Annotated in this window: 8 protein-coding genes; all 8 read right to left on the bottom strand. The window is 71.1% G+C overall.

Features of this window, described 5'->3' with window-relative positions:
* Nucleotides 1–75: 75 nt before the first annotated feature.
* A complete protein-coding gene (locus tag ACFYOU_RS09045) occupies nucleotides 76–300 on the bottom strand; it encodes a phosphopantetheine-binding protein (RefSeq protein WP_391304334.1) in 225 nt (74 codons plus the stop codon).
* Entirely contained in the window at nucleotides 297–2,174 is a 1,878-nt protein-coding gene (locus ACFYOU_RS09040) for an HAD-IIIC family phosphatase (RefSeq protein WP_391304332.1), read from the bottom strand. Before ACFYOU_RS09040 ends, ACFYOU_RS09045 begins: the two co-directional genes overlap by 4 nt.
* Nucleotides 2,175–2,176: 2 nt before the next feature.
* Complete coding sequence (locus ACFYOU_RS09035) at nucleotides 2,177–4,291, bottom strand: ABC transporter transmembrane domain-containing protein (protein ID WP_391304330.1); 2,115 nt, start codon at nucleotides 4,289–4,291, stop codon at nucleotides 2,177–2,179.
* A gap of 272 nt (nucleotides 4,292–4,563) precedes the next feature.
* A complete protein-coding gene (locus ACFYOU_RS09030; protein ID WP_385495244.1) occupies nucleotides 4,564–4,788 on the bottom strand; it encodes an MbtH family protein in 225 nt (74 codons plus the stop codon).
* Between the two features lie 183 nt (nucleotides 4,789–4,971).
* Nucleotides 4,972–5,811 carry a hypothetical protein gene (locus ACFYOU_RS09025; RefSeq protein WP_391304328.1) on the bottom strand — a complete coding sequence of 280 codons (840 nt, stop codon included), beginning with the start codon at nucleotides 5,809–5,811 and terminating at the stop codon, nucleotides 4,972–4,974.
* Between the two features lie 201 nt (nucleotides 5,812–6,012).
* Entirely contained in the window at nucleotides 6,013–7,215 is a 1,203-nt protein-coding gene (locus ACFYOU_RS09020; RefSeq protein WP_387011043.1) for an ABC transporter permease, read from the bottom strand.
* Nucleotides 7,212–8,018, bottom strand: a complete 807-nt coding sequence (locus ACFYOU_RS09015) for an ABC transporter ATP-binding protein (protein ID WP_389770960.1) — start codon at nucleotides 8,016–8,018, stop codon at nucleotides 7,212–7,214. The genes ACFYOU_RS09020 and ACFYOU_RS09015 overlap by 4 nt, the downstream gene beginning before the upstream one ends.
* Complete coding sequence (locus tag ACFYOU_RS09010; RefSeq protein WP_389770957.1) at nucleotides 8,015–9,181, bottom strand: efflux RND transporter periplasmic adaptor subunit; 1,167 nt, start codon at nucleotides 9,179–9,181, stop codon at nucleotides 8,015–8,017. Before ACFYOU_RS09010 ends, ACFYOU_RS09015 begins: the two co-directional genes overlap by 4 nt.
* Nucleotides 9,182–9,337: the final 156 nt, after the last annotated feature.

Below are 9,337 nucleotides of genomic sequence, written 5' to 3'. Positions count from 1 at the left end.
GGCCGCGTTCGAGGCGCGGGCGGCCGCGGGCGGGGGGCGCGGCGGGCGGGCCGCCGGGTCACGGACGGGGCGTCGTCAGGCCGTCGTGAGGTGGTAGATGTGGCGCAGGTCGGGCGCCTCGAAGACGTCGATGACGCTGATGCTGCGGCCGGTCCTGCCCTCCAGCGCGGTGACGAGGCGCAGCAGGTACAGGGAGTCCCAGCCGGGGAGGTCGGTCAGGGCGCGGTCGGTGTCCTCGGGGGCGATCCGCAGGCCGAGTTCGTCGTTCAGGAGGGTGAGGAACTCGTCGAGGTCGTTCATGGTTCGTCCCTCCGCGGGGCGTCGAGGTGGAGGTGCGGGGGGACGGGGGGTATCGCGGTGAGCGGGTGGGCGAAGGTCAGGGTGTCGTCGTCCTCGCCGGTCGGGGTGCGGGTGAATCCGTAGCGGGGGTAGAGGTCGGCGACCCGGTGGTTGCGTTCCGTGCGGCGGTAGCGGGCCCGTACGGAGGTGGCGCCGGTGTCGCGGGCCAGGTGCAGGACGTGGGAGAGGCAGGCTTCTTCGATGCCGCGGGAGAAGACCCGGCAGCTGAGGAGGAAGTTGTCGAGGTGGAGGGTGTCGCCGTCGCGGTGGGTGAGGAGGGCGCCGACGAGGCCGTGGTCGCCGAACCGGTCGTGGGCGTGGACGGTGAGGGTGAGGGTGGCGGGGTCCTCGGTCCTGGCCCGTACGTCGGCGGGTTGGAGGCGTTCGGCGGTGAGGTTGAACTGGTTGGTGCGCAGGGTGAGTTGGGAGATGCGGGGGGTTTGCTCGGGGGTGGCGGGGGCGATGCGGACGCGGGTGCCGAGTTCCCGGAGGTAGTCGTCGGTGGAGTCGAATCCGTCGAGGAAGCCCTTGCGGGCGGTTTCTTCGCGGTAGCGCGCGGCGCGGACCCGGTCGTCGGCGGTGACGTCCCGGACGTCGAACCAGCCGTCGCGCAGGACGGCGCTGCGGTGGCGGGCGGGTTCGCCGTCGATGTCGATGACGGTGACCCCGGGGAGTTCCCGGCGGACGAGTTCGCGTTCGAAGGTGCTGTCGTCGGCGAACACGAAGGCGTCGGTGGACAGGTTGAGGGTGTCGGCGAGTTCGCGCAGGTTGTCGTGTTTGGGTCGCCAGTTGGCGATGACGTGGACGAAGTCGTCCTCGCGCAGGGCCATGCGGGGGTGTTCGCGCAGGGTCCGGGCGACGGCGTCGGGTTCGTTCTTGCTGACGGCGGCGAGCAGGACGCCCTGGGAGCCGAGTTGTCGGACGACCTGTTGGAAGGCGTGGAACGCTTCGCCGCGGTAGCCGTCGCCGATCTCGATGCCTTCGGGGCCGTCGTCGCCGAGGACGCCGCCCCACAGGGTGTTGTCGAGGTCGAGGACCAGGCACTTCTTGACCCGTCCGGTGAGTTGCCGGGCGAGGTGGCCGACCTCGACGGCGTAGGCGGCGAGGAGTTCCTCGGTGAGGTGGGCCTTGGCGTAGGTGCTGAGGCGTTCGTCGACGGCGGGCACGCCCTCGGCGACGAGGGGGTCCAGGTCGATGACGACGACCGAGGGGTTGTCCTCGGCGAGGGCGAGGAGCCGGCTGTTGGCGTCCCGCCACAGGGCGCCGAGCTTGGCGCGGGAGCGGTGGTCGACCAGTTGGGCGCTGTGGGCGCGGGGCAGGGGGAGGGTGTTGAGGACGAGGGTGCCGGGGGTCTCGGCGAACCGGGAGGCGAGTTCGTGCAGCAGCTCGACCTTCTCGGTGGCGACCCGGGCGACGTCCTCGGGCCGCCAGGGCACGGGGACCTCGTCGAACACGACCATCGGGTCGAGGACGCAGAGGGTGAGGTCGGGGCGGGCCCGGTTGAGGGCGCTGTCCGGGTCGAGCAGGTCGAGGACGTAGTGGTCGAAGTCGGCGAGCGTCACCCGGGCGAGCAGTCCGTGCCGGGCGAGTTGGGCGTGCAGGGCCGGGGGCAGGGCGCCCAGGGTGCCGTGTCCGGTGACGCCGATGGTGACCTGCGGCACGTCGGGGTGGGCCCGGGCGACCTCCTCGGGGTCGAGCCGGGCGAGGAGCCGTCCGATGCTGGGCAGCTCCGGGCCCCGGAGGCGGGCCACCAGGCGGCCCGCCTCCGGGAACTCGGCTGCCAGACGGCCCGCTTCGGCCAGCGCGCGCAGCGCGGCCGGGGCGTCGTCGGGCATGGTTACCTCCCTGCCCCGTCCGCGCCGGGCGGGGGCGGCGGGGGTGCGCCTCCGCCGCCGCCGAGGACCTGGAGCGGGGGCGGGCCGCCGTCGAAGGGGCCGCCGGGGGGCGGCGGGAGGGCGCCGGGGCCGCCGTCGCCGCCGCCGGGTGCCATGGGCCCGAAGAACTGGGGGCCGCCGGCGAACTGCGGTACGGACTCCGCCTCGGGTTCGGGCTCGGGGATGTCGGCCCGGGAGGGTCCGGTGGCGAACTGGGTGCGGTAGAGCTCCGCGTACAGTCCGCCCTGGAGCAGGAGTTCCTCGTGCCGGCCCTGTTCGCGGACCTGGCCGTCGTCGATGACGAGGATCTGGTCGGCTTCGCGGACCGTGGACAGCCGGTGGGCGATGACCACGGAGGTGCGGCCTTCGAGGGCGGTGCTCAGGGCCCGTTGGACGGCGGCCTCGGACTCCGAGTCGAGGTGGGCGGTGGCCTCGTCGAGGACGACGACGGAGGGCGCCTTGAGGAACAGGCGGGCGAGGGCGATGCGCTGCTTCTCGCCGCCGGACAGCCGGTAGCCGCGTTCGCCGACGATGGTGTCCAGGCCGTCGGCGAGGGAGTTGACGAGGTCCAGGATCTGCGCGGACCGGCACGCCTCGGTCAGGTCGTCCTCGGTGGCTTCGGGCCGGGCGTAGAGGAGGTTGGCCCGCAGCGTGTCGTGGAAGAGGTGGGCGTCCTGGGTGACCATGCCGATGGTGTCCCGCAGGGATTCCATGGTGAGGTCGCGGACGTCGGTGTCCCCGATGCGCACGGTTCCGGTGCCCGGGTCGTACAGGCGCGGGATCAGGTGCGTGAGGGTGGTCTTGCCGGCGCCGGAGGGGCCGACCAGGGCGGTGAGCTTCCCGGCGGGCGCGGTGAAGCTGAGGTTCTTGAGGGTCAGCGGGTTGTCCTTGCGGACCTGGGCGGGCAGGGCGATGGACTCCAGGGAGGCGAGGGAGACGTCCGCGGCGACCGGGTAGCGGAAGCTGACGTCCTCGAACGTGATCTGCGGGGCGCCGGGATCCTTGGTGTGCAGGGCGTGGGCGTCCGGGCGCTCCTCGATGAGCGGCTTGAGGTCGAGGAGTTCGAAGAGCCGGTCGAAGCTGACGAGGGCCGTCATCACGTTGGCCTGGAGGCTGGAGAGCTGGTTGATCGGCCCGAACAGTCGGGTGAGGAGGGCCGCGAGGGCGACCAGGGTGCCGATCTCGAAGGTCCCGCGGATGGCGAGGATGCCGCCGATGCCGTAGACGAGTGCGGTGGCGAAGGTGGCGAGCAGGGTGACCGACAGGAGCAGCATCTGGCTGTAGACGAAGGTCGTCACGCCGATGTCGCGGACCCGGCCGGCCCGCTTGCTGAACAGCGAGGTCTCGTGGGCGGGGCGGCCGTACAGCTTGGTGAGCAGCGCGCCGGCCACGTTGAACCGCTCGTGCATGAGCGAGCCCATTTCGGCGTTCTGCTCCATGGACTCCCGCATGAGTCGCTGCATCCGCCGGCCGATGATCTTGCCGGGGAGGACGAAGACGGGGAGGACCGCCAGGGCGATCAGGGTGATGGCCCAGGAGAGGTAGAACATGGTGCCGAGGACGAGGAACAGCGCCAGCACACCGGAGACGACCGTGGACAGCAGGGTGGTGAGGGCCTGTTGGGCGGCGACCACGTCGGTGTTGAGGCGGCTGACGAGGGCGCCGGTCTGCGCCCGGGTGAAGAAGGCGAGGGGCTGCTTCTGGACGTGCTGGAACACTTCGGTCCGCAGGTCGTAGATGAGCCCTTCGCTGACCCGGGCGGACAGCAGGCTCTGGAGGTAGGCCGCCACCGCCTCCAGGAGCGCCAACCCCAGGACCACCAGGGCGACGGTGACGACGACCGCCTGGTTCCGGGGGAGGATGCCGTCGTCGATGAGGTACTTGAAGAGCAGCGGACTGGCCACCGTGATCCCGGCCTCAAGGACCGTGATGAACAGCAGGAAGGTGACTATCCGCCGGTACGGTCTGAGGTAGGGGAAGATCCGCGGCACGGTGCCGGGTTTTATCTTCTGGCGGGTCAGCCCGGAATCCGAGCCGAATCCGCGAACCATCATCTGCGGCCCCGCGCCTGCCATCATGACTCCGGAACCTCCTTGTCCGTCGATTGATCGGAAAGCCCGACGCTTTTCGAGGCCGGCCGGGAATTCAGTACGGTTCGCTTTTCCCTGTACGGAGTCGGGTCCGACGGGGGGAACCGTTTCTGTGCCTGTTCCGGGGCGGGCGGACGGCGCGTGGTGCGCGGTCCGGGCCGGGCCCGGGGACTCCCGTGCGGTGGCCGACGCGGCACGGCCTCGGAGGCTCATCGCGCTCCGGGCCCGTCACCGTGGGAAGACGCAGTGCGGAGAGGGCCCTACTGGGCGCGCTCGTACTGCTGCATCTCCTCGATCAGGCTCTTCGGACGCATGTCCGTCCACTGTTCCTCGATGTGGTCGAGGCAGGCCTGCCGGGTGTCCTCGCCGAAGGCGATCTCCCAGCCCGCGGGGACGTCCGCGAAGGTCGGCCAGAGCGAGTACTGGCCTTCGTCGTTGATGAGCGCGTAAAAGGACCCGTCTTCATTGTCGAATGGGTTCGCCATTTCGCCCCTCCCAGGAAGCGGAACCGAGCCGAGAATACGTACTCTTTCGCCTTCTGCTCCGAGCGATGGTAGTTGCCGCCAAGTCACCGGACAAGCAATGGCCAACGGCGTCCAACCAGCTAATTCAGGCAGTTGGACAAGGAAATGACAGTTGGACGCGCGGGATTCTCGGACCCGCATCCGTCACTCGGTCGGCGCGTCGGGAGGCGGTCCGGGTCGGTCGGTCGCGGAGGCCGGTCTCCGTGCCGGCCTCCGCCGGACCCCGATCAGCAGCAGCCCCGCGGCGATCAGCAGGACGGCGAGCCACACGGGTCCCCCGTCGAAGAGGAGCATGACGACCCCGACGGGGAGGGCGAGGCCGCCGAGCGGGACCAGCAGTCGGCTCAGGGGCGGCGGGGTCCGGCCGGGCCGGTTCCGCCCGCGGACCACCTCGGGGTACCAGCGGGTGAAGCGCAGTGCGGCGAGGATGGCCAGGATCTGGATGATCCACCCGGTCCACAGGTTGTTCGGATCGTGCAGGACGAGGTCTCCGTAGGCCCCGACGACCGCCGCGACGAGGAACGCCAGGCCCCAGACGCCCGTGATGACGTAGTTGGTGCGCAGGAAGACGGGCGAGTCCCACACCTCCCGGCCGACCTGTTCGCGCGCGTACGGGAGGGTGAAGGGGACGCGGGCCGCCATCGATCCGGCGGCGATGACGAAGAGGGCGATGTTGGACACCTCCCCCGCGTAGGTCTCCAGCCACCGGAGCGTCCCGGGCGAGGCGAGGGCCCCGACGACGGCCATCAGGGCGAAGAAGGCGACGTCCGCGAGTTCCAGCAGCTTCCACGAACCACCGGGGCGCCGCAGCCGCCCGGTGATCACGATGACGGCGGTGAGGGCCAGGGCGAGCCCCACCGACAGCTCGAACCGGGAGGGGCCGACGAGGAGCGAGAAGACGATCCAGGGCGTCATGCCCAGGAGGGGGCTGTCCCACACGGCGTCGAACCGGCTGCCGCGTGGCGCGTCCGCGGTGGCGCCCATGGTCCGTCAGCCCTCCGTTCGACGGTGGAGGCGACGCGGACCGCATCGGCACCGCGTCCCGGGAAGCGGGTTCACTCGGATCAAGCATGCCCCGGCCCGGCGCGCGCGGCCCGGCGAGTGCGGCACGTGGGCGTCCGGCCGCCGACATGACGGGACCCGGCACCGTGGGGGTGGCGGTCCACGGTGCCGGGCGTCGGTGTGTCAGGTGGTGCGGAGGGCCTCGGTGGGTTGCATGCGGGCGGCCCGCAGCGCCGGCAGCAGTCCGGCGATGGCGCCGATGGCGCCGGCTGCGGCGAGTCCGCCCGCCCAGGCGATCACCGGGACGACCGTGGTCCAGCCCTTGATCTGGGCGTACACCATGGTGGCGATCACCCCCAATCCGACCCCGACCGCGCCGCCCAGGGCGGCGAGGAGCACCGCCTCGGAGAGGAACTGCACGCGGATGTTGCCCTTGGTGGCGCCCAGGGCGCGCCGTAGGCCGATCTCGGAGCGGCGTTCCAGTACGGAGATGACCATGGTGTTGGCCACGCCGATGCCCCCGACGAGGAGGGCGACGGCGCCCAGCCCGAGGAAGAGTCCGTTGAGTGCGGACTGGGTGGCGGCGCGGGCCTCCAGCGCGGCCGAAGGCTGGCTGACGGCGACCTCGTCGGAGCGCTCCGGGTTGGCCGTGGCCGCGAGGAGCTGCTGCACCTCGTTGACGTGGTCGGTCTCGGCGCGCACGTAGATGATGGAGGGGTGGCCGTCGAAGTTGAGGTACTTCTTGGCCGCCCCGTACCCCACCATCACCGCGGAGTTGATCTCCGGGGTGAGTTTGGCGGGCTTGAGGATGCCGGCGACGTAGAACCACTTGCCGCCGACCCAGATCCGTACGCCCTGGTGGATGCGGTCGATGCCGAGCCGGCTGGCGGCGTCCGAGCCGAGGACCGCGACGGGCTGTTCGGCGGTCGCCGCGTTGAGGAACCGGCCCTCGGCGACGGAGGTCCGCACGGTGGCGGGCAGGCCGAGGCTGGTGGCGGTGACGCTGAGGCCGTTGGTGTTGATGCTGGGGATGTGCGGACTGCGGTAGGCGTTGGCGTCGGTCTTGCCGGTGCTCTGGACCGCTTCGACCTGGCCGATCCGGTTGATCATCGCCGGGGCGTCGACGGGGAGTTTGGCGGTGCCACCGGCGACGACCCGGCCGGGGGTGACGGTGAGCAGGTTGGTGCCCAGTTTGTCGATCTCGGCCAACAGGCCCGCCTGGGACGAACGGGACAGCCCCATCACCGCGACCATCGCCGCCACGCCGATCGCGATGCCCAGCGCGGACAGCGCGGCCCGCATCCGCCGGGTGCGCAGGCCGACGCTGGCGGTCCTGGCCAGGTCGGCGGGGTGCATCCGGCCGGAGGGCGGGGCCGTGGTGGTCATGACTGGACCCTTTCGGAGGGGACGGAGCCGTCCGGGGTGGCGGGCGGGCCGTCCACGGCGGGTCCGGAGCCGTCCGGCACCATGACGTCGTGGACGATGCGACCGTCGAGCACCTCGATCCGACGGGGCATCCGGAACGCGAGGTCGCGGTCATGGGTGATGACGACGATCGTGGTGCCCTCGGAGTTGAGTTGCTTGAGCAGGTCGAAGATCGAGGCGCTGGTGACGCTGTCGAGGTTGCCGGTGGGTTCGTCGGCCAGCACGATCGCCGGGTTGCCCGCCAGCGCCCGGGCGATGGCGACGCGCTGGCGTTCACCGCCGGACAGCTCCGGCGGACGGTGGTTCGCCCGGTGGGCGAGGCCGACCCGGGCCAGCGCGGTGGCGCCGGCCTGCAGCCGCTCCCGGTGCCGGACGCCCGAGTAGAGGAGTCCGTCCGCCACGTTCTCCAGGGCGGTGGAATTGTTGGCGAGGAAGAACTGCTGGAAGATGAAGCCGATGCGGGTGGCCCGCAGCCCCGCGAGGGCCTTGTCCGACATCCGCGCGACGTCGTCGCCCACGATCTTGACCTTGCCGGAGCTGGGGCGGTCCAGGCTTCCCATGACCTGGAGCAGGGTCGACTTCCCGGAGCCGGACGGGCCCACGATCGCGACGAGTTCGCCCCGGCGGATGGTGAAGCTGGCCTTGTCCATGGCCACCACCGGGGAGACCCCGGGGTAGACCTTGCTGACGTCCTCCAGTTCGAGGACCGGTTCGCCCAGGCGTTGCCGGGGGGCCGCCGCGACGTCCGTCGCCGTCTCGCTCATGATCCCGGCACCACGACGTTCTGGCCGGCGCTCAGCCCGTCCCCGGTGACCTGGACCCGGCCCGCGCTGTCGTCGAAGAGGCCCGTCTCCACCTTCACCAGGCGGCGTTCGCCCGCGGCGTCCACGACCTCGACGGCGTAGCCGCCGCCGGCCTGCGCGAGCAGGGCGTTCACCGGCACGGACAGCACGTCCTTGACGGAGCCGCTGACGATGGACACCTGGACGGGCGCCTGGTCCAGCTGGCCGGTGTCCTTCGGCTTGGACGGCTTGATCAGCACCTCCACCGTCATGCCGTCGCCGGACTTGGTGGCCACCTTGCCGACCGACGAGACCACACCGGGTGTGGACTGCCCGCTCGGCAGGGAGATCGTGACCTTGTCGCCCTTCTTCACGTCGGCCTGCTGGCTGGCGCGGAGCGCCACCGACACCTGGCGCTGGGTGGAGGAGCCCTCGACCACCACGGAACCCGGAGCGGCGGAGGAACCGCTGACCGCACCGACCTTGGTGATCCGGATCTCCTTCGCCGAGAGGAAGACCGCCTGCCCCAGTTCCAGTTCCCCGGTCACCTTCAACCCGAGGTCGTCCTGGAGTTCCTTGACGGCGTAATAGGTCTGCCAGCCGTAGTAGTCGGAGTCGGGGTCGATATCGCCCTTGTCCGCGTAACCCATATCGAGCAGCGCGGAATTCAACTGCTGTACGTCGACGCCCTCCATGTTCCAGGCGAGTTTCCGGTATGCGGGGACGTAGGCGCCCTGGAGGAACACCACCGGCTTTCCGTCGACCCGGTAGAGCACTTTCCCCTGGCGGATCACCTCGCCCACCCGGGGGAGCTTCGTGAGGGTTCCGTTGGATTTGTTGACGACCTTGTAGGAGCCGGCGTATCCGAGCGTTCCGTTCGTCTGGGTCCGCGCGGCGAGCGTTCCCTTGGTCACCTCGGCCACCCCGGTGCGGGTGGTGCCTTCGGAGGAGCTGTCGTCCGACGACTTCGCGAACGGGTCGAGGACGACGACCCCGGCGCCCGCCGCCGCCAGGACCACCACGACGGCCGTGATGATCCAGCGGCGGCGCCCGGAGCCCTTGCGGCGGGCACGACGGCCCTTGCCGTCGTCCGGCGGGGCCGCGTCCGCGGTGCCGTCGTCGGTGGGAAGCTGCGTGGTGCTCACGATCCGCCCCCAAGCTGCCGGGGGGCGACCCGGCGGGAGTGTGACGACGCGAGGTCGAAGGGACTGTCCTGCATGAGGCTGAAGCCGCCGTCCTTGTCGGGGTCGGGTAAGGGGAATTCGGCACGCGGCCGGTGAATGCCCCGCCACGGTCCCGTG

Source organism: Streptomyces sp. NPDC005955 (genome assembly GCF_042871255.1).
Lineage (GTDB): Bacteria > Actinomycetota > Actinomycetes > Streptomycetales > Streptomycetaceae > Streptomyces.
This window is presented reverse-complemented; position numbering and strand designations above follow the sequence as displayed.